Raw genomic sequence first — 21,451 nt, forward strand, 5'->3', positions numbered from 1 at the left:
TGCAAAAGTCGAGAACAGACGCCACAGCTTACCCGACGGTCCTCAGGGTAACCGCCCGTACGGCGCCGCCGCGGCCTGCGCGGCATAAACCAGCGCCGGCTTCAGCAACGGCCAGAACGTCGAGGAGACGCACGAGTAGGCCGGCTGGAATCCGCTGCACCACCCAGCGCGCGGCCCGATCTCGAAGGTGTACGACGGCACGCCGCGGGTTCCGTACAGCCAGTCGGTCGTCGAGCCGGGCGTGAAGTACCCGATCCCGCCGTCCCCGGTCGAGACCGGATAACCCGTCACAGCGCCCATCTTGTTGCCTAGGGCCACCAACGCCGCCCGGTCCGGCGCGGCCGTGCGGGTATATCCCCAGGGGGCCAGGATGTCGTCGCCATAGCTGTGCAGGGTCAGGAAGACACCCGTCGTGCTCCGAGCCGCCGGCTCGTCCACGGCGCCCTTCGTGTCGGGGAAGATCGTGTCCAGCAAGCCCTGGATCGCCACGGTCTCCGGTTCGGACGCGGGCTTTGCGCCCGGGTACATCTCCGTACAGGGACCGCCCTCATCTGGGTTCCATTGGAAGGACGAGTTGCGATTGAGGTCGACCCCGGCGTACCCGAACGCGCATCCGCCCGCGCTGTCGTCGACGTTCTTCCGTTGCAGCAAGGGCTGTGCCGGGTTCGAGGCGACCACGTCCACTCCGTCCGGGTTCGCGATCGGCACCACCCAGAGTTCGCGGGTGTTCAGCAGCGCGGTGATCTCGGGGTCAACGCCGTACGACGAGACGAGCAGGTCGATCCACCGGTACGCGATCTCGCCGGTGACGATCTCGCGCGCATGGATCTGCGCGTGCAGGACGAACTTGGGCTTCTTGCCGGTGCTGTTCAACGCACAGTCGCCGGGCGTCAGCTTGGTGATGCACAGGGCCTGGATGTCGTGGCCGCCCTGTCCTTGGGCCTTCTTCCAGGAGTCGCCGATGTCGTACAGCTTCACCAGCTCCGGGTGCGCCGCGGCGACCGCCGCATTGTGCTGCTCGTGCCCCGCGGTCGTGTGATAGCCGCCGTAGTACGTCACCGAGGTCGCCGACCAGGAAGTGGCCGACGAGATCAGCAGGAGCGCTGAGCTCCAGAGCAGAACGACGAGGGTTCGCACGCAGACGAGCCTGTCCTACTGCCGTTACACGGAGTGCCCAGTATCAGAGCGGTATCAGAACAGAATCGTCGCGAACGTCTCGATCGTCCGGAACCCGACCCGCTCGTACGCCGCCCGCGCCGGAAGGTTGAAGGCGTTCACGTAGAGCGTGACGACGGGCGCGATCTCCCGCGCCAACTCCACCACGGCAGCCATCCCCGGAGCGGCCAGGCCGCGGCCGCGGTACTCCGGATCGACCCAGACGCCCTGGATCTGGCAGACGCCGGTGCCGACCGAGCCGACCTCGGCCTTGAACACGACCCGGCCGTCCTCGATCCGCGCGAACGCCCGCCCGGCCCGGATCAGCTCGGCCACGCGGGACCGGTAGAAGGTCCCGTCCGGGCCGGTCTGCGGCGGTACGCCGACCTCCTCGGTGTACATCGCGACGCAGGCCGGGTACAGGATCGGCAGCTCGACCGGCTCCACCGCGCGGACCAGCGGATCCGGGGCGATCGCCGGCGGGCCCTCGATGACCATGAACGGCTGGTCGTCGCGCACCTCGCGGGCCGGGCCCCAGTGCGGCTCGAGGATCTGCCACAGCTGATCGACCGCGCGTGCCTGGCCGAGGATCTGGAAGCAGTTCCGTCCGCGGCGCATCGCGTACGCCGCGAACGCCCGGAGCGCCGCGTCGTCGGCACCGACCGGGACCATGTTGCCGCCGGCGTGGCACAGTGCCTCGAGGGCGCCCTTCTCGACGTACCCCCAGACCTCCGCACCACGTCGCGGGTCGAGTCCGGACGCCTGCACCAGGCTGTCCACGAACACGTTCACCACCGGATCGCGGGCAATGACCGCGCGCGCCGCCGCGAGGTCACGAGGACCGAGAACCCGTACTCCCACGCGCAGAACCTAGCCGATGTTCGGCCGTCCCGTATGCAACGGGGCCGCGTCAGGCCACCTGTGGTTCGTGACCGGCGGCGATCCGGCGCAGCGGCGAGGTCCAGGCGACGACCACGCCGACGCAGCCACACAGTCCCATCAGCACCATCCCGGTCCGCGGGCCGAAGGCGTTGCCGAGCAGTCCGCCGAGGACCGATCCGAGCGTCCAGCCGACGCCCCAGGACAGCATCCGGCCGGCCGTGTTCACCCGGCCGAGCAGGTGCTCCGGGGTGACCTGCTGCCGGTAGGACACGGCGTTCACGATCACCAGCACGTACGCCGAGCCCCAGACGAGCAGCGCCAGCGCCGCGACGATCCAGTGCGGCGACAACGGAGCGAGCACCCCGAGCAGGGCGGACATCGGCAGCGCGTAGAGCGTGATCGCCGCGGGCGGCATCCGCTTCAGCAACCGCGGCAGGCTGAGCGCGGCGATCAGCCCGCCGATCCCCCAGACTCCCCAGACCAGCCCGAACCGGAGTCCCGACGTACCGATGTGCAGGACGCGGTCGCACCACACCACGATCAGCGCCATGAAACCGCCGCCCGCGAAAGACTGGATGCTGCCTATGATCGTCATCGTCCGGACGCCGGCGTGCCGGACCAGGTACCGCAGACCATCGGCGATGTCGTTCAGCACCACCCGAGGGCGGAGCGGCGGCTGTCCGTCGCGGGGCTCCGACATGGCTCGGACGATCCCGCGGACCGCGAACGCGGATGCCGCGAAGCTCAGCGCGTCGAGCGTGAGCAGGCTGGCCGGATCGAGGACGCCGAGCATCAGGCCCGTCAGCGGCGGGACGAACAGCTCGATCAGGCTCGACGCCGTCCAGACCGCCGAGTTCGCCTGCGCGACGCGGGCACGGCCGACCAGAACCGGCAACGCGCCGAAGTTCGCGCCGTCGAAGAACGTGTAGACGGCTTGCACGGTGAACGCCACCACGAGCACCTGGGCGACGGTCAGTACGCCGAGCAGGTGCGCGAGCGGCACGGATCCGACGAGTACGGCGTTCACGCAGTCCGCGGTCACCATCGTGCGGCGGCGGTTCCAGCGATCCGCGAGCGCGCCCGCGAAGAGTCCGGCGAGAAGGTACGGTGCCGACTCGAGCGCGGTCACCACGGCGGTCAGCACGGTCGACCCGCTGAGGCGGTACACCAGGACCGGCAGCGCGATCGCCGTCACCATCGAGCCGGTGATCGAGAGCGCCCGTGCGAGCCAGTACCGCCGGAAGTCCGCGTCGTCCCGCAGCCGCTGAGGCGCCCCCGTCGTCATGCCGTGCATCCTGCAACCTCAGGTGCGGTCGAGGTCAAGTCGCGCGGGATCATCCGTGCACCAGGACAAGCTGACCGTCGGGATCGGTGAGCTCCAGCCCGCCGTCGATGCGAGTGCCCGGGACGCGGGTCTGGACGTCGTCGAGGTCCTCGGTGGTGGTGAGGTCGAGACGTACGGCGAACTCGGCGCCCGAGCCGAACCGGACGGTCGGAGTGACGCCCAGAGCGGTGAGGAACCGTTGCCAGGCGGGCTCGTCCGCGCCGGCCAGGTACGGCGTGACGGACCAGCGCTCGTCGGGGTTCGCGGTGTGCAGCTTGTAACCGTAGAGGTCCTCGGTGCGCTCGTCGATCCAGATCACGACGCCGTCCGGCGCGGTCACCGACAGCACCCGCCCGTACGCCTCGTCGAACACCGTCGCGTCGCCGAACCCGGCCTGCTCGAGGGGCTCGACCAGGTCGTCGATCGTGTCCGCCTCGAAGGACAGAGTGGTCTGCCCCGCCTTGCCACCGGTCGAACTGGACGCCGCGTCGTGCAACGCGACCATCCCGTTGCCGGTCACCATGTCCACCCAGCCACCGCGCTCGGACTCGATCCGCGACCGCAACCCGAGCGCCTCCAGGAACGCGCGCATCGCGTCCACGTCATCGGTGAACCGCAACGGCCTGACCACCACGCCACTCATCCCCTGGCCTCCCCATGAGTCTCGAGATACTCCACCAACGCCTGCTCCACCAACGCCGACAAACTCGCCCCGTCGTCGATCGCCTTGTGCTTCACCCGCCGCACCAACCCGACCGGCAGATAAACGTTGAACTGCACCTTCTTGCCGCCCTCGTCCACCATAGCTATATTGCTAGCATCCTAGAAACCTACTAGTCAACAAGGAGCTGGCATGGGCATCCGGTTCGACCACCTGGGTCTGCTGACCGACAGCCGCACCAAGAACCAGGACATCGCCGACTTCTTCTCCGGCGTCCTCGGCCTGGAGGTCTCGGGCGACGCCGGCGAGGGATATGCCGAGGTCGCCGCGGGGGCAATGACGATCGCGTTGCACACCGGGGCGATGACCGAGTTCGAGCCGCTCGGCGGCACGCTGCTGCAGTTCAGCAGCGACGACGTACGGGCCGACATCGAGGCGATCCGGGGGCGCGGCGGGAAGATCGTGCTGGAGCCGGTCGAGACCGACTGGGGGACGACGTCCGCGTACGTCGCGGGGCCGCACGGCGTACTGGTGGAGATCTACAAGTTCAACTAGGACCCCGGTTGTCCTAGGGCGTCGGCACAGTGTTGCTATGTCTGTGCACGAGGAGCTTTCGGAGCTCGAGGAGCTGCTGTGGAAGGCGAACCGGGAAGGGGACGGGGCGTTCTATCAGAAGTACTTGCGGGACGACGCGATCGCGGTGAGCCGGTTCGGGGTGATCGACAAGGCGACCGCGGTCCCCGGCATCACCGCCAACCACAACCCGTACCTGAGGACCGAGCGCACCGGCGAGCGGATGATCGTCGTCGACGAGCACACCGCGGTCGTCACGTACCACGTCGACGTCACGGTGCTTGTCGACGGCAACGAAGTGCGGGCGCCGTCGTACGCGAGCACCGTCTGGACGAACGCCTCCGGCGAGTGGCTGGTCGCCTTCCACCAGCAGACGGCGTTAGACGGCGGTCAGTAGCGCGTCGTCGAGCTCCTTGAGCAGCTTGTGCTTCGGGCGGGCGCCGACCACCGACCAGATCAGCTCGCCACGATGGAAGAGCGCGAGTGTGGGCAGCGCCATCACCCGGTAGTTCGCCGCGATGGTGGGGTTCTCGTCGGAGTTGAGCTTCACCACGGTCAGCTGGTCCGCGCGTTCGGCGGCGATCTGCGCGAGGACCGGCGCGATCTGGTGGCACGGTGGGCACCACTGCGCCCAGAAGTCCACCAGTACGGGCTTGTCGGACCGCAGTACCTGGTCCCTGAACGTGGTCTGGTCAACGCTGCGCAGGTCGGTCATGTGTTCTTCCTCCAGCTCTCGGCATCGGACAGGAGGTCGGTCAGCCGCGCCCGCAGGTCGGTGAGCTCGGCGATCCGCCGGTCCACCTCCTCGATCCGCGTCCGGTACGCCGTCAACGACGCCGGGCAGACGTCCGCGCGCGCATTGCCGGCCCGCAGACACTCGATGAACGGGTACGTCTGCTCCGCGGTCAGCCCGAGGCTCAGCAGCGCCTTCACCTCACGCACCACGACCACGTCGTCCGCTTCGTACGCCCGGTACCCGTTGGCTTCGCGCCGCGGTTTGAGCAGCCCTTGCGCCTCGTAGTACCGCACGGCCTTCACGGTCACGCCCGCCGCAGCCGCCAGATCACTGATCCGCATCCGACCTCCTACCCCGACGCTAAACCTTGCCCCCAGGGTAAAGGTCAAGTTCAGCGGGTGTACTCGGTGACCCACTCCCCCAGCACCTTCGCGCTGGCATCGACAAGCGCCGGCCAGTCGAGCGCCGCCTCATCCGCGGAATCCGACACGTGCTTCACCACGCGCACCGGTACGCCGTACGCGCGGCACGCATAGACCACGCCGTACGCCTCCATATCCACCAGATCCGCCCGCTCCGCCAACCGCGCCCGAACCACCGGATCGGTCACGAACACATCCCCCGACGCGAGCACCGTCCCGTCCCCACCCTCGATCGCCAACTCGTCCTGCGGATCCAACCCGATCGCGCGCACGGCCTCCGCGTTCACGTCATGGTTGATCACCGTGCTCGGCAAGAACAACCCCGACAACCCGTCCCGCAACGCCCCCGTGGTCCCCACATTCAGAACCACCAGATCCGCAGTATCCCGCTCCCCCAACGCCCGACCAACCGCAACAGCCGCCGCCGTCTTCCCCACCCCAGTCACCACCACCGGCATCCCCGCCGGCACATACCGAGCCTCACCGGCAACCGCACTGACAACCAGGTACTCGGTCATCGTCAGAGCGTTCCCTTCGGCATGACCCACTCCACCGGCTGCCCGGTGACCTTCGCGATCCGGTCGTAGTCGTCGTCGTAGTGCAGAACCGTCAGCCCTGCCAGTTCGGCGGTCGCAGCGATGATGAGGTCAGGAAGCCGAAACTGCCGATGCTGGCTTTTCTTCGCCAGCAACCGATGGACATTCAGGGCCCGGTCCATGGCCTCGGTGCTCACGTCCGCCCATCGCTGCCCCTGGAGATCGGACCACAGCCGTTCGTAGGTCTTCGGGTCGGGAGCATTGTTGAGGCACTCGAGCAGGGTCATCTGGCAGAAGGCCAGCCGGCCTTCGACGAGCAAACTGTCGAACCGATGCTTGACGTTGATGTCGCGGCCACGCAGCACGAAGACCGAAGTGTCCGCCAGGTAGGCGGCTCCAGCCATCACGCGCTGCGCTCTTCCCGCGCATCGGCCTCCAGTCGGCTGAGATCACGCCCGCCGCCGTACCTCCAAGCCGCGTCCGAGCCGCTCACATCCAACTCGACCTCGTCGAGCGTGGCGATAAGGTCCTTGGCACGTTTCCGCCGGGCCAGTTCGTGCAGCGCGGCATTGATCGTCTCTACCTTGCTGTCGGTACCGAGCTCCGCGCGGGCAGCCTCGAGCCACTCGTCGTTCACGTCGACCGAGATGCGCGTCATGACAGAAAGCGTACACCAAATCGAGCTTCAAGTTGGTGCATATGCGGGCGGCCGCAAGGCACCAATTACCAGCCTGTAGTGGTGCAAATCAGCTGACGCTGACGGTGGGTTCGCCGGATTCGCCGGTGGTTTCCATCTGTTCGGCGATGCGCATGGCTTCTTCGATCAGGGTTTCGACGATGGCGGACTCGGGGACGACCTTGATCACCTCGCCCTTGACGAAGATCTGGCCCTTGCCGTTGCCGGAGGCGACGCCGAGGTCGGCCTCGCGAGCCTCGCCGGGGCCGTTGACGACGCAGCCCATGACGGCGACCCGGAGCGGGACCTCCATGCCCTCGAGGCCGGCGGTGACCTGCTCCGCGAGCGTGTAGACGTCGACCTGGGCGCGCCCGCAGGACGGGCAGGAGACGATCTCGAGCTTGCGCTCCCGCAGGTTCAGCGACTGCAGGATCTGCAGACCGACCTTGACCTCCTCGACCGGCGGCGCGGACAGCGAGACCCGGATCGTGTCGCCGATCCCGCGCGACAGCAGCGCGCCGAACGCGACCGCGGACTTGATCGTGCCCTGGAACGCCGGCCCGGCCTCGGTCACGCCGAGGTGCAGCGGCCAGTCGCCGCGCTCGGCGAGCATCTCGTACGCCTGCACCATCACGACCGGGTCGTTGTGCTTGACCGAGATCTTGAAGTCGTGGAAGTCGTGCTCCTCGAACAGCGAGGCCTCCCAGACCGCCGACTCGACCAGCGCCTCCGGCGTCGCCTTGCCGTACTTCTCCAGCAGCCGCTTGTCCAGCGAACCGGCGTTGACGCCGATCCGCAGCGACGTACCGTGGTCCTTCGCGGCCTGCGCGATCTCCTTGACCTGGTCGTCGAACTTGCGGATGTTGCCCGGGTTCACCCGGACCGCGGCGCACCCGGCCTCGATCGCGGCGAACACGTACGACGGCTGGAAGTGGATGTCGGCGATCACCGGGATCTGCGAGTGCTTCGCGATCTCCGGCAGCGCGTCGGCGTCCTCCTGCCGCGGGCAGGCGACCCGGACGATGTCGCAGCCCGCCGCGGTCAGTTCGGCGATCTGCTGCAGCGTCTTGTTGACGTCGTTCGTCGGCGTGGTCGTCATCGACTGCACCGACACCGGCGCGTCACCGCCGACCAGCACGCTGCCGACCTTGATCTGGCGGGTCTTGCGGCGCGGGGCGAGGGTGGGGGGCGGCAGTGCGGGCATGCCCAGGTTGATGCTCATGTGTCCTTTAACCGTTAGCCGTTGAAGAGTTTGATGGGGTTCACGATGTCGGCGATGACGAGCAGCACGCCCATCACCACGATCACACTGGCCGCGACGTACGCGATCGGCAGCAGCTTGGCCACGTCGACGTACCCGGGGTCCGGCCGGCCGAACAACTTGGCCAGGCCGCGCCGGATGCCTTCCCAGATCGCGCCGATCATGTGCCCGCCGTCCAGCGGCAGCAGCGGGATGAAGTTGAACAGGGCAAGGAACAGGTTCAGCGAGGCGAGCAGCAGGACGAGCGTCGCGGCCTTCGCGCCGACGTCGAGGTTGCTGGCGGCGATCTCTCCCGCCACCCGGCTGGCGCCGACGACGCTCATCGGGCTGTCCGCGTCCCGCTTGCCGCCGACGATCGACTTCGCGACGCCGACGAGCTTCTCCGGGAACCGGCCGAGGGCCTGCACGGTGGCCACCGTGTAGTTGCCCATCTTGTCGAGCGCGTACCCGACGCTCTGCCGCTCGAGCTTGTTCACCGGGGAGACGCCGAGGAACCCGACCGACACGTACTTGTCCGACCCCGGTGTGTCCAGCACCTGGTTGACGATCGTGTTGGTGTGCAGGGTGAGCTGCTGGCCGTTGCGCTCGACAACGATCGTGGCGGCCTTGTCGGTGTTCGCCCGGATCAGCGGAGTGAGCTGGTCCCAGCTGGTGATCGCGGTGCCGTTGAACGAGACGATCTTGTCCCCGACCTGGAATCCGGCCTGCTTGGCCGGCGAGACCTTGTCGCCGTCCTGGCACTTCCGGTCCGGGGTCGCCTGGTTCGCCGGGATCACGCAGTCGGTGACCGTGGAGATGGTGGTCTGCGGCACGCGGTCGCCGTACAGCGTGAACAGACCGGTGAACAGCACCGCCGCGATCAGTACGTTGACCAGCGGCCCGGACGCCATCACGATCAGCTTCTTCCACCACACCTTCTGGTAGAAGAGCCGGCCGTTGTCCTCCGGCGCGATCGTCTCGTACTCCGCGGTCCGCGCGTTCTCGACCAGCGACTGGATCGGGCCGGTGTTGGCCTTGCGAACCTTGCTCGGGTCCTGCCCCTTGGCGGGCGGCATCATCCCGATGATCCGGACGAAACCACCGGCCGGGATCGACTTGATGCCGTACTCGGTCTCACCGCGCTTGAACGACCAGACGGTCCGCCCGAAGCCGACGAAGAACTGCGTCACCTTCATCCCGAACGCCTTCGCCGGGATCATGTGGCCCATCTCGTGCAGCGCCACCGAGATCAGCACCCCGAGCACGAACAGCACGATGCCGAGGATGGAGAGAAGCACGCTCATGCCTGGTGGATCTCCTGTACGCCCGTGATCTCGCGAGCCCGGTCCCGGGCCCACGCGTCCGCGGCGAGCACGTCGTCGACGGACAGTTCCTCATACGAGGGTACGTCGTGATCGGTCACGACCCGGCCCACCGTGTCGACGATCGCGGTGAACGGCAGCCGGCCGTCCCGGAACGCCTGGACGCAGACCTCGTTCGCCGCGTTGAACACGGCCGGCGCGGTGCCGCCGCGAGTACCGGCCTCGCGGGCCAGCTGCACCGCCGGAAACTCGGCGTGGTCGACCGGCTGGAAGGTCCAGGTGCTCGCCTCGGCGAAGTTCCACGGCGGCGACGCGTCCGCTATCCGGTCGGGCCAGCCGAGCGCGAGGCCGATCGGCACCGTCATCGTCGGTACGCCGACCTGCGCGATCGTCGCGCCGTCGGTGAACTCGACCATCGAGTGGATCGCCTGCTGCCGGTGGATGACCACGTCGATCCGGTCCATCGGGATGCCGAACAGCAGGTGCGCCTCGATCAGCTCCAGGCCCTTGTTGACCAGTGTGGCCGAGTTGATCGTGACCACCGGGCCCATGGCGAAGTTCGGGTGGTCGAGGGCCTGCTCGACCGTGACGTTCGCCAGCTCGCTGCGCGGCCTGCCGAGGAACGGGCCACCGCTCGCGGTCAGCAGCAGCTTCCGGACCTCGTCCGGCGAACCGCCGCGCAGGCACTGCGCGATCGCGCTGTGCTCGGAGTCGACCGCGACGATCTGGCCGGGCTTGGCAAGCCGGGTGACGATCGGGCCGCCGATCACCAGCGACTCCTTGTTGGCGAGCGCGAGTGTGTTCCCCGCGTCGAGCGCCGCCAGGGTCGCGTGCAGACCGACCGATCCGTTGATGCCATTGAGTACTACGTCACACTTCATCGCCGCGAGCTCGCTCGCCGCGTCCGGCCCGGTGAGGATCTTCGGGATCCGGAACTCGCCCTGCGCGTAGCCCTTCCGCTGCGCCTCGGCGTAGAACGCCAACTGCAGGTCCTGCGCGACCGTGGCCTTCGACACCGCCACGACCTCGACACCGAACTCGAGCGCCTGCTCCGCGAGCAGCGCGACGTTGGCACCGCCGGCGGACAGCGCGAGCACCCGGAAGCGGTCCCGGTTGCGGCCGATCAGCTCGAGCGCCGTGGTACCGATCGAGCCGGTCGAGCCGAGGATGACGACGCTGCGCGGGTTCACGGCGCCATTGTTCCAGGTTTTCGATGTTCCAGGTTTTCGACCGGGTCAGGCGAGCAGTAGGCGGAAGGGCAGCGCCCCGAGCCGGATCTCGTCGCCGTGGCCGACCGGTGCGGTCCGGATCGGTTCGCCGTTCACCCGGGTCCCGTTGGTGGAGCCCAGGTCCCGGAGCTCGTAGCTGGTCGCGTCGATGCGCAGGAACTCCGCATGATGCCGGCTGATCTCCTGACGGTCGAGAATCAGGTCACAGTCCGGGGCGCGACCGATCCGGACCAGGTCCAGCAGCGGTGCGACGTCACCGTCAACACCGACCAGCGCGGGCTGTGGGCCGGTCTCCAGCGCCGCGGCGATCTCCGATACGCCCGCGGTCCGGATGGACAGCGAGACGATCAAGTCGTCGCCCTTGTCCACGTGCAGGTTGTGCTGGGCGCCGTACCCCTGCAGGAGGTCGCCGTACTCGTCTATGACCACCGCGGACACGTGGTAGTACCCCGGAGGCAGCTGCGCGTACGCCGCTGCGCCCAGCGAGGTGGTGAGTACGACCGCGTCGTACTCGCGGTGGCTCACGTCGGTGATCGTGATCAACACCGGGTTGTTCGCTGTGAGATGCGCCTCAGCCCCGGTGTCGCCCGGGGTGAACTCGACGGTGATCATCGGCGCCGGACGGATCTCGTCCAGGCCGACGAGCCGGCCGACCGCGGGCACGGTGCCGGTCGGGACGGAGAGCGGTACGTACTGACCGTGCGAGCGGACGAGCAGGTCGAGCTGCGGCCGCGGCAACCCGTTGCGGCGAGCGAGCAGGTACGCGGCCACCATGCCCTTGCCGAAGATGAACGCCACATCTCCGACAACGGCGCGCACGAATCCACTGACAGGCTCCATCGGCACCCCCAGTGCTTCAGTATCCAACAATCACGACTCCGGTACGCCGGTCCGCAGCGTGTCACCGGTGCCCGTACCGTTGCGGCGTGAGTTCTGTGCTGATCATCGAGAACGACCGCGAGAGCGGCCCGGGGCGGCTGCTGGAGTGGCTGGACGCGCGATCACTCTCCCCGGTCGTCGTTCGGGCTTGGGACGGCGAGCCCGTACCCTCTCGTGTCGACCCGCATGCGGCGCTGGTGCTGCTCGGCGGAGGGATGCTGCCGGACGAGGACGAGCGATCGCCGTGGCTGCCGGCTGAGCGTGCACTATTGCGTGACGCGCACGGGCGGGTGCCTGTGCTCGGGATCTGTCTTGGTGGGCAGTTGCTCGCGCATACGTTCGGTGGCGAGGTACGGGGAAAGTACGGGCTGCCGGAGAAGGGTGTGACCTCGCTGACATTGCTGCCGGCGGCCGCGGACGACGTACTGCTTGCGGGGCTTCCGCCGGTGGTCCGGGCAGTCGAGAGTCATCAGGACCAGATCACGCGGCTGCCTTCCGATGCCGTGCTGCTGATGTCGAGCGAGCGCTGCCCCGTCCAGATGCTGCGGATCGGGCAGAGCTGGGGCGTGCAGTTCCATCCGGAGGTCTCGGCTGCACGGGTACGGCAGTGGAATCCGGAGCGGTTGCGTTCGCTGGGCTTCGACCCTTCGCGGGTAGTGGCCGATGCGGAACAGTACGCCGTCGAGCTCGACAAGACCTGGTCGACGGTGGTGGGACGTTTCCTCGCCCTCGTCGGCTGATGCGGCGCTACCTTTGGGTTCATGAGTCTGGAGCAGCCGCCGCCCGGGCACCGGGCATCCGACAACGACCGTGAGCGTGCCGCCGCCGTGGTCCAGGAAGCGCACACCGACGGGCGGCTGGACTTCGAGGAACTCGACGAGCGACTCACCCGGATCTACTCCGCCAAGACTCAACTGGAGCTCCGCAACGCGACGGCCGACCTGGTGCCCGTCGCGCACGGCAGCTCCCAGGAGCTCACGCTGCGGGCTCGGCACAGTGCACAGAAGCGCGAGGGCGCCTGGGTGGTGCCGGAACGGTTGACCGCGATCGCGGAGCACTCCTCGGTCAAGCTCGACTTCACCGACGCCGTCGTTCACTGGTCCGACATCCACGTCGACGCCCAGGCCATCCACAGCTCGGTGGTGATGGTCATCCCGGAGGGCTGGAGCGTCGACATCGACCAGGTGGAGGCCAACCACAGCAGCGCCAAGAACAAGGCCGTAGCCCCCCGCCCCGGCGGAGTCCGCCTCCACGTAACCGGCCGGGCCCACCACGCCAGCGTCATAGTCCGCCACCCCCGCAAACGCCACTGGTGGTGGCCCTGGTACCGCAAGTGAGCTGCTGCACAGCCTCGGCAGCGCTGCAACGGCTAGCGTGAGCGCATGGGTGCTTCGCTGGATCTTGTGGACGTCGACTCCTTGTTGAGTTCCGAGGAGGTTGATGTGCGGGCCGCGGCGCGGCGGTTTGCTGATGAGCGGTTGCGGCCGAGCCTGCCGGAGTGGTTCGAGGCGGCTTCGATTCCGGCGCGGGAGCTGGCCAAGGAACTGGGCGCGCTCGGGTTTCTGGGGATGCACCTGAGCGGGTACGGATGCGCGGGTCTCGGGCCGGTCGCGTACGGGCTGGCCTGTCTGGAGATCGAGGCGGCCGACTCCGGGATGCGCTCGCTCGTCTCCGTGCAGGGCTCGCTGGCGATGTACGCGATCTGGAAGTACGGCAGCGACGACCAGAAGAACGAGTGGCTCCCCCGGATGTCTGCCGGCGAGGCGATCGGCTGCTTCGGCCTGACCGAGCCCGACTTCGGCTCGAACCCGGCCGGGATGCGCACCAACGCCCGCCGAGACGGTGACGACTGGATCCTCAACGGCAACAAGATGTGGATCACCAACGGCTCCGTCGCCGATGTAGCGGTGGTCTGGGCGCGGACCGACGACGGCGTCCGCGGCTTCGTCGTACCGACCTCGACACCCGGTTTCTCCGCCCCCGAGATCAAGAACAAGATGTCGCTCCGCGCGTCGGTCACCTCAGAGCTCGTACTGGAGGACGTACGGTTGCCCGCCTCCGCGATGCTCCCCGAGGCGCGCGGCCTGTCCGGCCCACTCGGCTGCCTGAACGAGGCCCGGTTCGGCATCATCTTCGGAGCGATGGGCGCGGCCCGGGACTGCCTCGAGACAGCGATCGTGTACGCCGGCGAGCGGATCGTGTTCGACAAACCGCTGACGGCGTACCAGTTGACGCAGGCAAAGATCGCGGACATGGCCGTCGAACTCAACAAGGGCATCCTGCTGGCCGTCCACCTCGGCCGGCTGAAGGAGAAGGGCGCGCTACGGCCCGAGCAGGTGTCGGTCGGCAAGCTCAACAACGTCCGCGAGGCGATCGCGATCGCCCGGGAGTGCCGGACCATCCTGGCCGCGAACGGCATCAGCGGCGAGTACCCGATCATGCGGCACGCCAACAACCTCGAATCGGTGCTGACCTACGAGGGCACCTCGGAGGTCCACCAACTCGTCATCGGCCAGGCCCTGACCGGCCAGTCGGCGTTCCGCTGACGAATACGATCCGTACATCCTGGGCACGGGGAGTGAGCAACCACTTTCGTACCCAGGAGGGAGCATCATGCGGATCGGCCCCGGAATCACACTCATCGTGGTGGGCGCCGTCCTCGCCTTCGCGGTCCGTGACAGCTGGAGCGCCGTCAACCTGACGGCGCTCGGAATCATCATCATGCTCGCCGGCGCCGCCGGGATCTGGCTGTCGTACCGGTTGACGAACCAGCGCCGGCGCGCCGACACGAAGGTCATCGACCCCGAGGTCGAGCGACAGTACCGCACCTCGCCGGCGCACGAACGCATCGCCGACGAACCGATCGACGTCACCCCGCGGCGGCACCGCCCGGGCTACAGGCGCTTGAAGAGGTAGTCGCACTCGTCCGCGTGACTGCGGACCACCGTCCCGTCGGCCGCTTGCTCGGTCCAGCGGTCGATGACGCGCGGCCCGGACCACAGCACGTACCCGAGCCGTTCGTACAGTCTGCGCGCCTGCACGTTGTCGGGCTCGACCCCCATCCCGATCGCGGCCCGCCCCCAGTCGACCGCGACCGCCTCCGCCGCCCGGATCAGCGCCGTACCGATGCCCTTGCCTCGGACGAACGCATGCAGCGCGTTGATCTCGACCGGATCGTGCGCCGCGCGCACCTCGTCGTACTTCGAACTCCGCAACACCATGGTCCGCCCAACAAACTCGTCACGCTCCAACGCGACCAGCAGCAGACCTTCGTCCCGCTGTTGGACAGCCCAACGATCACGAACGTGGTACTGCGCAGCCGGCTGATCCGCCAACTCCGCGATCATCCGCTCGAAGTCGTCGGACGTGGCTGTCCTGATCTCCACGCGCTACTTCGCGACCTCGGTGGCCCGCGACTCCCGTACGACCGTGACGCGGATCTGACCCGGATACGTGAGCTCTTCCTCGACCTGCTTCGCGATGTCGCGCGCCATCACCTGTGCCGCGATGTCGTCGACCGCGTCCGGCAGCACCATCACGCGGATCTCGCGACCGGCCTGCATCGCGAACACCTTCTCGACGCCGTCGTGGTGCATCGCGATCTCCTCGAGCCGCTCGAGGCGCTGCACGTACGCCTCCAGCGACTCCCGCCGCGCGCCCGGCCGACCGCCGCTGACGGCGTCCGCGGCCTGGGTCAGCACCGCCTCGACGGTACGTACCTCGACCTCGTTGTGATGCGCCTCGATGCAGTGCACGACATCGTCGTTCTCGCCGTACTTCCGCGCCAGCTCGGCGCCGACGATCGCATGACTGCCCTCGGACTCGTGCGTCAGCGCCTTCCCGATGTCGTGCAGGAACGCGCCGCGCTTGCACAGCTTCGGATCCAGACCGAGCTCGGCCGCCATCATCCCGGCGATGTGCGCGGACTCGACGAGGTGCTTGAGGACGTTCTGCCCGTACGACGTCCGGTACCGCAGCAGGCCCATCGTCCGGATCAGCTCCGGATGCAGATCGGTGATGCCGACGTCGGCCATCGCGTCCTCGGCCGCGCGCTCGCACAGCTCGGCGACCTCGCCCTTCGAGCGCTCGTAGATCTCCTCGATCCGGCTCGGGTGGATCCGCCCGTCGAGTACCAGCGAGTCCAGCGTCAGCCGCGCGGTCTCCCGCCGTACCGGATCGAAGCACGACAGCAGCACGGCTTCCGGGGTGTCGTCGATGATCAGGTTCACGCCGGTGGTCTGCTCGAACGACCGGATGTTGCGCCCCTCGCGCCCGATGATCCGGCCCTTCATGTCGTCACTCGGCAGATGCACCACCGAGACGACCGACTCGCTCGTCTGCTCCGACGCGAGCCGCTGCACCGCACCGGTGATGATCTTGCGGGCCTTCGTCTCGCCCTCGTCGAGCGCCTGCCGCTCGATCTCGCGAACGGTCGCGTGCGCGTGCCGCTTCGCCTCGTCCTCGATCGCCGCGACCAGCTCGGCCTTCGCCTGCTCGGTGGTGAGGTTCGCGACCCCTTCGAGGATCCGGCGGCGCTCGTCCTCCAGGTCCTTGATCTGCTGCTTGCGCTGCTCCAGCTCGGCGAGCTGAGCGGTCAGCTCGAGCTGGCGCTCCTCGATCGCGCGGTGCTGCTCGTCGAGCCGCTCCTCGCGTTCGGTCAGCCGGTGGTCGCGGCGCTCCATCTCCAGGCGCTGCTCGCGCAGGTCGTCCCGGATCGACTGCGCCTCCGCCTCGGCCTCCCGCCGTACGTCGGACGCCCGCTGCTCCGCGTCCCGCCGTACCTCCGAGGCCCGGTCCTCCGCGATCCGGCGAATCTCCTCGGCGCGCCGCTCGGCCGCCTCGGCCCGGACCCGCAGTACGGCGGCATCCTCCTCGGCCTGCCGGCGTACCAGCTCCGCCGCGGCCTCGACCTCGTGATGTGCGGTGGCGGTGTCGAGAGCCTTCCGGCGGGAGAGGGTGAGGCCGATCCAGGCCAGCAGTCCGGCGATCAGCAATCCGATCAGGGTCAGGCCAACGTACATCGCGGTCATCGGCGTCTCCCCTCTCCTTCGAGTCCACGCGGGACTGTGGCCATCGGTCGAAGGGGAATCCGGAGACGGTACGGCGAACTGGGGGTGCGACTGTGCCTGAGTGACCGAACCGCCTTCACGATTCGGGGTATGCGCGACCCGCGGACCCCCGTCCGCTGACGCGCTTACTTGCTCACTGTGCGTCGCCGCTGAAATCCTCGGCGATCACGCTGGATCCGCCCGCAGTGCGCTGCGCGCGGCTCCTTTTCTATTCGACGGCGCTCGCGGCGCCGTCGCCCTTCCTCCAGCTCGGTAGAGCGTGTTTGCGTTCAGTCCAGCCGGCCGTCTCACCGGCCCGCCACCCGTATGTCCGCCACCAAATCGATGGATTCATCCCTTCCTGCTGCCGAGGCTAAGCGCGCCCCCTCACCCGGTCAAGAACGGACACTCACCCACACCCCCACCGATACCACTCCCCACCCTGGTCCACTCCCCAACCAGCACCCACCCGTCCCTCAGACCCCGGGCCTCCACGGCAGCCCCCGCTCACCCGCGCGGAGCCAGCGCACATCCAGCACCGCGCCGGAACTCCTCGCGCCCAGCCCGCGCCCGCCCGTCAGGCAGTCGCCCTTCGCGCCCCGCGCCAGCCAAGGCCACCGCTCCCCACCCGCCCACCAACGCCTCCGGGCCCGCCCGGTCAGCACGGTTGCCCTCACCGCCCGCCCAGCCAACCCGGCGAGCACCGACCGCTCAACACAGCCGCCCTCCGCGCCCGCCGAGCCAACACCCGGCCCTGTCAACACAGCTGCCGTCCCCACCCGCCCAGCCGACACCGCCCGGTCAACACGGCCGCCTCGCCGCCGCCCCACCGCCGACCCCGCTCACCACCCGCCCACGACGCCCACGCGGTCAACGCGGTCGCCGTCAGCGCACGTCCGGCCAACGCCCGTCCCGGTCGAAAAGGCTGCCCTCACCGTCCGCCCAGCCCAGCCTGTCCAGCCAATGCGACCGCCCTCCCCGCCTGCCCCAGCCAACGCGTCCGCCCTCCGCGCCCGCCCAGCCCCACGCGCGCCGAGCCAACGCCGGTCCGGTCAACACGGCTGCCCTCCGCGCCCGCCCAACCAGCGCCCGTCCGGTGGACGCTCGGTGCGGCGGCGCTCGATCCGAGCGCTGATCCCGTCAGCGCTGGTCATGCGCTCGTGGTGACGGCCGGTCCGGTGGCGCACCGTCCGACCGCAGGTGCCGTCACCGCAGGTCGCCACCGCCGGTCGCGGCGGCGCTCCGCTCAAGGCTCGGTCCGCGAACTGGTCCCGTCAGCGCTCGTACTGCCGACGCTGGTACTGCCGACGCTCGTACGGGTCGCGCTCGTACGGGTCGCGCTCGTACGGGTCGCGCTCGATCCAGTGGCGCTCGGGCCGAGCGCTGATGCCGCTCGCCAGCGCTGGTCTCGCGCGAGCTGGTCGTCCGCGCTGGTGGCGGCGGCACTCGGTCCGAGCGCTAGTCCCGTCAGCGCTGGTCGTAGCGCCGGTACCCGGTGGCGCTCAGGCCGAGCGCTGATGCCGCTCGTCGGCGCTGGTCGTCAGCGCTCGTACTGCCGGCGCTCGTACTGCCGGCGCTCTATCCAGTGGCGCTCGGGGCGAGCGCTGATCCCGCTCGCCGGCCGCCAGCGCTGGTCCCGGTCAAGCTGGTCTCAGCGCTGGTGGCGGTGGCGCTGGTTCCGTCAGCGCTGGTCGTCAGCGCTGGTACCGGCGGCGCTCGGTCCGGTGGTGCTCGGGCCGGTCGGATCCGGGCTCGTGGAGGGGTTCTGTGTGCCGCTGGACGCGCTGGCGCCGGTGGATCCGGCCGGCTCGGCGGACTCCGCCGCGGGGGTCTCCTCGGAGGTCTGCTTGTCGACGAACGTACCGACCTTCTGCTGGACCGCGTCGACCTTCTCCGCGTACTTCCCGCCGGTCTGCTTGTCGATCAGGTCGCCTGCCTTCTCGACGCCGGCCTTGATCTTGTCCGGGTTCTGCTTGACGACATTCCGGAGCCAGTTCTTCGCCTGTTCCTGGAAATCGTTCATTGCACCCTCCGCGGTGTCTGGGGCGGATCGACGGAAAAATCCCAGCCTACGGACCAGCCCAAATACCGGCCCTACCTCGGATAACACACCGTCACGCCCCACCCGTCAACGCCCCTCGCCGCACCCAACCCGCGCAAACCGATGACTCTCCGTAGCGCTACCTCCCCTCCAAGTGCGCCTTCGCGACCGCGGCAGGCGCATGAACCAACCAAGCGTCGAGCAACGCCTCCATCAACACGCCCTCGGACACCTTGTCCAACTGCACGAGTACGGCGGCATACCCGTTGAAATGCGGAATCGTGAAAAACCCATCCCCCGCCCGCGCCGCGAGCACAGCCTCCTTCTCCGCCAGATCCTCCACCGCCAACGCCAAAATTGGTCCCTCCGGCGGCGCCTCATCCCCGAACCGCTTCAAATCCGCCTTACTGAACGGCCGAACCCACGCATAAGCCTTCCCCCCAACCGCCCACGTCCGCGCCCCATGCCGAGCCACCTCCTCGGTCCCCGGCAACCCCGCCACCACCCGCTCCACATCCCCCAAACTCACCATCCCCTCAAGCTACCCCCACTCCTCGAGAACCAAGGGCGCTCGAGTCGGGCGCCCAGGGTGCTACCCCGCTGCGTGCAGGCGCGACTGTCGGAGAGGGCAGCAAGTCGGCGCCCGCCGATCGCCACAGTCTGGGTTCGGCCGCCGCCCTCGTAGGCCGACAATTCCCGACAGACAGCTCAACCCTGTGAGGCTCCGACCAGCCCAAGTCCGCGCCGGTGATCGGGCTGGGGCTTCGTGGCGGGTTCACGCAGGAGGGATTGATCGGGAAGGAGCGTGTTGGTTACTCGAGCTCTAGGCCGGAGGAGTCGAGGAGGGGTGCTTCGTCGTGGTCGGCGTCGAGTTCTTGTTTGATGATCGTCATGGCCATGCCGCCCGGATACCCTTTACGGGCAAGCATTCCGAGCAGGCGGCGCATCGCCACCTGGCGATCGAGCGAACGCATCGACCGCAGCTTCCGGCGTACAAGCTCCCGCGCGGTCTGCTCCTCCTGGTCAGGGTCGAGCTCCTCGAGCGCATCCCGCGCCAACTGGTCATCCACCCCGCGCCGGCGAAGCTCCTGCGCCAATGCCCGCTTCCCCAGCCCACGTCCCCGATGCCGCGACTCCACCCACGCATTCGCGAACGCCGCGTCGTCGATCAACCCGACCTCGGTAAACCGGTCGAGCACCTCATCCGCAACCTGGTCCGGGATCTCCCGCTCAGCCAACACATCAGCCAACTCGGCCCGAGTCCGCGGCTGTCCCGTCAACTTGTCCAGCAAGATCGTCCGAGCCACCGAATACGGATCCGCGTCCTGATCAACCCCCGGATCGAACTCGGGCTCATCCCCGGTACGCGACTTCCGCCCCCGCCCAAATCCCCCACCAACCCGCCGCCGCCCCAAACCCCGCTGCTCCGTACCCCGCTCAGCCGCCGTAGCAGCTGTGGGCATCGAGGGGCTGGTCGTCGGCCCCTGACTCGGCTGACGTCGCTGTTCCGCGCCGGCAGAGTTGTCGGGCTGCCCGCCGTCGACAGAACCACCAGACCAAGGATCTCCAGTGTCCCCGGCAGCCCCGGCAGCTCGGTTGGCTCCAGCAGCTCCGTTGGCTCCAGCGGCCCAAACGGCCCCGGCAGCCCCAGCGGTCCCGGCGGATTCGGCAGTCCCGGCGGCCTCGGCAGTCCCGGCGGCCTCGGCAGTCCCGGCGGCCTCGGCAGTCCCGGCGGCCTCGGCAGTCCCGGCGGCCTCGGCAGTCCCGGCGGCCTCGACGGCCTCGACGGCCTCGACGGAATCGTCTATGGCTGCCCACGGATCGGCGTTGAGGGGAGCGAGCCGGTGGGTGTCTACGGCATCGTCTTCGAGGCTCGTCGTTGACGGATCACGTTCGGGCTTCTGCCCGGGACGGTCAACTCCGGCCCGGGCGGATGAAGCGTTCCGGGGCTTGGCAGGTGCAACTGTTCCTGCGTCAGCCGATCGGGCGACTGCACGCCGTTCGGCTGCCGGGTTCGCTGGTTCGGTCGGTGGACGGTGCGATCGGTTGCTGCTGATGCGGGACGGCGAGTTGCTGGCCCCGGGCTGGGTGAGGGCTTCCCCCCACGGATCATTGGGCTCTGCGGGTGATCCATCCTGCGGTTCAGTAGATGGCGTGACCTCGGGCTGGCCGGAACGGGCAGCCTCAGCCGTATCGCGGCGCGGGCGGGTACTCGGTGAGTACGGCTCGTCGTCCGCGAACGCGCGGGCTTCGGCCAGGCGGTCGTCGGCTTGCGCTTTGAATGTTCGCGCCTTCTGGACGTCGTCATCGCCCCACGGGTCGGTCAGCTCTACCTTCGGCACAACCCAACGCGCTGTCGGCCGAACGTCCTCCTGTGCCCCCTCAGCATCCCCGCGAACAGCATCCTCGCGACGCCGGGTCTGAGCATTCCCATCGTGGCTCGGCTTCTCGGAGGCGGGGGGCGATGGCTCGTCCCAGGGATCTACGTATCCGACGGTTCGTCTGATGGAGCCTGGACGTCGACGTGTTGTGTCGTCGTCGGGCAAGAAGTCGTCGGTGTCCGTCGGATCGGTTACGCGGGCGCGCGCACGTCGCTTGCCTCGCTTGGTGGAGGACGAATCGGATCGCGCCGTCGCGCCGGAGGAGTCCGTCGGGGGATCGTCGTACTCGGCCGACGAAGCCGATCCCGTCGTACGACGCTCCGCGGACGCGCGTTGAGTTGCCGTA

Annotated in this window: 25 protein-coding genes; 6 read left to right on the forward strand and 19 right to left on the reverse strand. The window is 68.6% G+C overall.

Annotated elements, in window-relative coordinates; all coding sequences use genetic code 11:
- Positions 1-42: 42 nt before the first annotated feature.
- From FB475_RS33925 to FB475_RS33945, 5 genes are read right to left on the reverse strand one after another with little or no spacing between them, the layout of a single operon-like run.
- On the reverse strand, positions 43-1,137 hold the full coding sequence (locus FB475_RS33925) for a M14 family zinc carboxypeptidase (RefSeq protein WP_141862182.1): 1,095 nt from the start codon (positions 1,135-1,137) through the stop codon (positions 43-45).
- Between the two features lie 54 nt (positions 1,138-1,191).
- The gene (locus tag FB475_RS33930) at positions 1,192-2,016 is read right to left on the reverse strand and encodes a GNAT family N-acetyltransferase (RefSeq protein WP_141862184.1); all 825 of its coding nucleotides are present in this window, start codon (positions 2,014-2,016) and stop codon (positions 1,192-1,194) included.
- A 49-nt stretch (positions 2,017-2,065) separates the two neighbouring features.
- The gene (locus tag FB475_RS33935) at positions 2,066-3,322 is read right to left on the reverse strand and encodes an MFS transporter (RefSeq protein WP_185759559.1); all 1,257 of its coding nucleotides are present in this window, start codon (positions 3,320-3,322) and stop codon (positions 2,066-2,068) included.
- 49 nt (positions 3,323-3,371) lie between these two features.
- A complete protein-coding gene (locus FB475_RS33940; protein WP_141862188.1) occupies positions 3,372-4,004 on the reverse strand; it encodes a VOC family protein in 633 nt (210 codons plus the stop codon).
- Positions 4,001-4,165, reverse strand: a complete 165-nt coding sequence (locus FB475_RS33945; protein WP_141862190.1) for a ribbon-helix-helix domain-containing protein — start codon at positions 4,163-4,165, stop codon at positions 4,001-4,003. Before FB475_RS33945 ends, FB475_RS33940 begins: the two co-directional genes overlap by 4 nt.
- Positions 4,166-4,214: 49 nt before the next feature.
- Here FB475_RS33945 and FB475_RS33950 point away from each other — a divergent pair, with 49 nt between their 5' ends.
- Together FB475_RS33950 and FB475_RS33955 are read left to right on the forward strand one after the other, a co-directional pair.
- Positions 4,215-4,577: a VOC family protein gene (locus FB475_RS33950; protein WP_141862192.1), complete on the forward strand. Its 363-nt coding sequence runs from the start codon at positions 4,215-4,217 to the stop codon at positions 4,575-4,577.
- A gap of 37 nt (positions 4,578-4,614) precedes the next feature.
- Entirely contained in the window at positions 4,615-4,992 is a 378-nt protein-coding gene (locus FB475_RS33955) for a nuclear transport factor 2 family protein (RefSeq protein WP_141862194.1), read from the forward strand.
- Here FB475_RS33955 and trxA read toward each other — a convergent pair.
- The 9 genes from trxA to FB475_RS34000 all read right to left on the reverse strand — a co-directional run bounded on the left by trxA (position 4,975) and on the right by FB475_RS34000 (position 11,596).
- Positions 4,975-5,310 (reverse strand): thioredoxin, encoded by a 336-nt coding sequence (trxA, locus tag FB475_RS33960; RefSeq protein ID WP_141862196.1) that lies wholly within the window; start codon positions 5,308-5,310, stop codon positions 4,975-4,977. The genes FB475_RS33955 and trxA overlap by 18 nt on opposite strands.
- Complete coding sequence (locus FB475_RS33965) at positions 5,307-5,672, reverse strand: MerR family transcriptional regulator (RefSeq protein WP_141862199.1); 366 nt, start codon at positions 5,670-5,672, stop codon at positions 5,307-5,309. The genes trxA and FB475_RS33965 overlap by 4 nt, the downstream gene beginning before the upstream one ends.
- 50 nt (positions 5,673-5,722) lie before the next feature.
- On the reverse strand, positions 5,723-6,271 hold the full coding sequence (locus FB475_RS33970; protein ID WP_141862201.1) for a nucleosidase: 549 nt from the start codon (positions 6,269-6,271) through the stop codon (positions 5,723-5,725).
- A 2-nt stretch (positions 6,272-6,273) separates the two neighbouring features.
- Positions 6,274-6,693 carry a PIN domain nuclease gene (locus tag FB475_RS33975; protein WP_202878676.1) on the reverse strand — a complete coding sequence of 140 codons (420 nt, stop codon included), beginning with the start codon at positions 6,691-6,693 and terminating at the stop codon, positions 6,274-6,276.
- Entirely contained in the window at positions 6,693-6,947 is a 255-nt protein-coding gene (locus FB475_RS33980) for a DUF2191 domain-containing protein (protein WP_141862205.1), read from the reverse strand. The genes FB475_RS33975 and FB475_RS33980 overlap by 1 nt, the downstream gene beginning before the upstream one ends.
- Positions 6,948-7,035: 88 nt before the next feature.
- Positions 7,036-8,187 carry a flavodoxin-dependent (E)-4-hydroxy-3-methylbut-2-enyl-diphosphate synthase gene (ispG, locus tag FB475_RS33985; RefSeq protein WP_141862207.1) on the reverse strand — a complete coding sequence of 384 codons (1,152 nt, stop codon included), beginning with the start codon at positions 8,185-8,187 and terminating at the stop codon, positions 7,036-7,038.
- Between the two features lie 14 nt (positions 8,188-8,201).
- Positions 8,202-9,509, reverse strand: coding sequence for a M50 family metallopeptidase (locus tag FB475_RS33990; protein ID WP_141862209.1), 1,308 nt, complete (start codon positions 9,507-9,509; stop codon positions 8,202-8,204).
- Positions 9,506-10,717: a 1-deoxy-D-xylulose-5-phosphate reductoisomerase gene (gene dxr / locus FB475_RS33995; RefSeq protein ID WP_141862211.1), complete on the reverse strand. Its 1,212-nt coding sequence runs from the start codon at positions 10,715-10,717 to the stop codon at positions 9,506-9,508. The genes FB475_RS33990 and dxr overlap by 4 nt, the downstream gene beginning before the upstream one ends.
- Positions 10,718-10,762: 45 nt before the next feature.
- On the reverse strand, positions 10,763-11,596 hold the full coding sequence (locus tag FB475_RS34000; protein ID WP_141862213.1) for an FHA domain-containing protein: 834 nt from the start codon (positions 11,594-11,596) through the stop codon (positions 10,763-10,765).
- An 86-nt stretch (positions 11,597-11,682) separates the two neighbouring features.
- Here FB475_RS34000 and FB475_RS34005 point away from each other — a divergent pair, with 86 nt between their 5' ends.
- From FB475_RS34005 to FB475_RS34020, 4 genes are all read left to right on the forward strand, one after another.
- The gene (locus FB475_RS34005) at positions 11,683-12,375 is read left to right on the forward strand and encodes a type 1 glutamine amidotransferase (protein ID WP_141862215.1); all 693 of its coding nucleotides are present in this window, start codon (positions 11,683-11,685) and stop codon (positions 12,373-12,375) included.
- 21 nt (positions 12,376-12,396) lie between these two features.
- Positions 12,397-12,972, forward strand: a complete 576-nt coding sequence (locus tag FB475_RS34010) for a DUF1707 SHOCT-like domain-containing protein (protein WP_141862219.1) — start codon at positions 12,397-12,399, stop codon at positions 12,970-12,972.
- 45 nt (positions 12,973-13,017) lie between these two features.
- Entirely contained in the window at positions 13,018-14,181 is a 1,164-nt protein-coding gene (locus FB475_RS34015) for an acyl-CoA dehydrogenase family protein (RefSeq protein WP_141862221.1), read from the forward strand.
- A 67-nt stretch (positions 14,182-14,248) separates the two neighbouring features.
- Positions 14,249-14,551 carry a DUF6458 family protein gene (locus FB475_RS34020; protein WP_185759560.1) on the forward strand — a complete coding sequence of 101 codons (303 nt, stop codon included), beginning with the start codon at positions 14,249-14,251 and terminating at the stop codon, positions 14,549-14,551.
- Here FB475_RS34020 and FB475_RS34025 read toward each other — a convergent pair.
- The 5 genes from FB475_RS34025 to FB475_RS34045 all read right to left on the reverse strand — a co-directional run bounded on the left by FB475_RS34025 (position 14,530) and on the right by FB475_RS34045 (position 20,031).
- The gene (locus FB475_RS34025; RefSeq protein WP_202878677.1) at positions 14,530-15,021 is read right to left on the reverse strand and encodes a GNAT family N-acetyltransferase; all 492 of its coding nucleotides are present in this window, start codon (positions 15,019-15,021) and stop codon (positions 14,530-14,532) included. The two genes, FB475_RS34020 and FB475_RS34025, sit on opposite strands and share 22 nt — an antisense overlap.
- 3 nt (positions 15,022-15,024) lie before the next feature.
- A complete protein-coding gene (gene rny / locus FB475_RS34030) occupies positions 15,025-16,665 on the reverse strand; it encodes a ribonuclease Y (RefSeq protein ID WP_141862223.1) in 1,641 nt (546 codons plus the stop codon).
- A gap of 1,699 nt (positions 16,666-18,364) precedes the next feature.
- A complete protein-coding gene (locus FB475_RS34035; protein ID WP_141862225.1) occupies positions 18,365-18,706 on the reverse strand; it encodes an antitoxin in 342 nt (113 codons plus the stop codon).
- A gap of 157 nt (positions 18,707-18,863) precedes the next feature.
- Positions 18,864-19,256 (reverse strand): MmcQ/YjbR family DNA-binding protein, encoded by a 393-nt coding sequence (locus FB475_RS34040; RefSeq protein ID WP_141862227.1) that lies wholly within the window; start codon positions 19,254-19,256, stop codon positions 18,864-18,866.
- Between the two features lie 280 nt (positions 19,257-19,536).
- On the reverse strand, positions 19,537-20,031 hold the full coding sequence (locus FB475_RS34045; protein WP_238332613.1) for a regulatory protein RecX: 495 nt from the start codon (positions 20,029-20,031) through the stop codon (positions 19,537-19,539).
- Positions 20,032-21,451: the final 1,420 nt, after the last annotated feature.

Origin of the sequence: Kribbella jejuensis, from assembly GCF_006715085.1 — a bacterium.
Taxonomy (GTDB): domain Bacteria; phylum Actinomycetota; class Actinomycetes; order Propionibacteriales; family Kribbellaceae; genus Kribbella; species Kribbella jejuensis.

Bases quoted from the DNA above. Each gene is read 5' to 3' on its own strand.
- FB475_RS34015 (WP_141862221.1), top strand. From the start codon at position 13,018: ATGGGTGCTTCGCTGGATCTTGTGGACGTCGACTCCTTGTTGAGTTCC.
- FB475_RS33975 (WP_202878676.1), bottom strand. From the start codon at position 6,693: ATGGCTGGAGCCGCCTACCTGGCGGACACTTCGGTCTTCGTGCTGCGT.
- FB475_RS33980 (WP_141862205.1), bottom strand. From the start codon at position 6,947: ATGACGCGCATCTCGGTCGACGTGAACGACGAGTGGCTCGAGGCTGCC.
- FB475_RS34040 (WP_141862227.1), bottom strand. From the start codon at position 19,256: ATGGTGAGTTTGGGGGATGTGGAGCGGGTGGTGGCGGGGTTGCCGGGG.
- FB475_RS34035 (WP_141862225.1), bottom strand. From the start codon at position 18,706: ATGAACGATTTCCAGGAACAGGCGAAGAACTGGCTCCGGAATGTCGTC.
- FB475_RS33990 (WP_141862209.1), bottom strand. From the start codon at position 9,509: ATGAGCGTGCTTCTCTCCATCCTCGGCATCGTGCTGTTCGTGCTCGGG.
- FB475_RS33950 (WP_141862192.1), top strand. From the start codon at position 4,215: ATGGGCATCCGGTTCGACCACCTGGGTCTGCTGACCGACAGCCGCACC.
- trxA (WP_141862196.1), bottom strand. From the start codon at position 5,310: ATGACCGACCTGCGCAGCGTTGACCAGACCACGTTCAGGGACCAGGTA.
- FB475_RS34010 (WP_141862219.1), top strand. From the start codon at position 12,397: ATGAGTCTGGAGCAGCCGCCGCCCGGGCACCGGGCATCCGACAACGAC.
- FB475_RS33970 (WP_141862201.1), bottom strand. From the start codon at position 6,271: ATGACCGAGTACCTGGTTGTCAGTGCGGTTGCCGGTGAGGCTCGGTAT.
- FB475_RS33955 (WP_141862194.1), top strand. From the start codon at position 4,615: ATGTCTGTGCACGAGGAGCTTTCGGAGCTCGAGGAGCTGCTGTGGAAG.
- ispG (WP_141862207.1), bottom strand. From the start codon at position 8,187: ATGAGCATCAACCTGGGCATGCCCGCACTGCCGCCCCCCACCCTCGCC.
- FB475_RS33935 (WP_185759559.1), bottom strand. From the start codon at position 3,322: ATGACGACGGGGGCGCCTCAGCGGCTGCGGGACGACGCGGACTTCCGG.
- FB475_RS33965 (WP_141862199.1), bottom strand. From the start codon at position 5,672: ATGCGGATCAGTGATCTGGCGGCTGCGGCGGGCGTGACCGTGAAGGCC.
- FB475_RS33940 (WP_141862188.1), bottom strand. From the start codon at position 4,004: ATGAGTGGCGTGGTGGTCAGGCCGTTGCGGTTCACCGATGACGTGGAC.
- FB475_RS34000 (WP_141862213.1), bottom strand. From the start codon at position 11,596: ATGGAGCCTGTCAGTGGATTCGTGCGCGCCGTTGTCGGAGATGTGGCG.
- FB475_RS34020 (WP_185759560.1), top strand. From the start codon at position 14,249: ATGCGGATCGGCCCCGGAATCACACTCATCGTGGTGGGCGCCGTCCTC.
- FB475_RS33945 (WP_141862190.1), bottom strand. From the start codon at position 4,165: ATGGTGGACGAGGGCGGCAAGAAGGTGCAGTTCAACGTTTATCTGCCG.
- rny (WP_141862223.1), bottom strand. From the start codon at position 16,665: ATGACCGCGATGTACGTTGGCCTGACCCTGATCGGATTGCTGATCGCC.